This is a genomic window from Pseudomonas sp. SWRI111 (assembly GCF_014268555.1).
Taxonomy (GTDB): domain Bacteria; phylum Pseudomonadota; class Gammaproteobacteria; order Pseudomonadales; family Pseudomonadaceae; genus Aquipseudomonas; species Aquipseudomonas hamedanensis.
Map to the genome: position 1 here is coordinate 1 of NZ_JABWQQ010000064.1, position 431 is coordinate 431.

The 431-nt window shown below is 64.3% G+C and carries 1 protein-coding gene; it reads left to right on the forward strand.

Annotated elements, in window-relative coordinates; all coding sequences use genetic code 11:
* Positions 1-431 (forward strand): RHS repeat protein (locus HU755_RS26960; RefSeq protein ID WP_186638293.1); only part of this gene is annotated, 431 nt, incomplete at both ends.

Consider the following 431-nt stretch of genomic DNA (forward strand, 5'->3'; position numbering starts at 1 on the left):
GAGTACCGCAACGGTTTTCTCTACAAGCGTTGCCGTGGCGAGGCGGTGTGGATCTATCGGCGCAATGCCGAGGGCGCAGTCACCGAAGCGGTCGATCCCGACGGTCAGGTCACCCATTACTACTACAACCTGCGCGGCCAGTTGCTGTCGCTGCGTTACCCGGACAGCAGCCGCCATCGCTGGGTGTGGAACGAACTCGGCCAGCTTATCGAGGAAACCCTGCCTGACGGTGGCGTGCGGCGCTTTTCCTACGATGCGCTGGGGCGAAGGACCACCACGCAGGACGAGTTTGGCGTCATCAGCCGTCAGCAGTGGGACGCCGCCGGCCGCCTGATCCTGACGACTTCTCCTACAGGCGCCAGTCGCGCCTACAGCTACGGTGCCTACGGTCAGGTCACCGCCGAACGCGACGAACTCGGACGCATCACCCG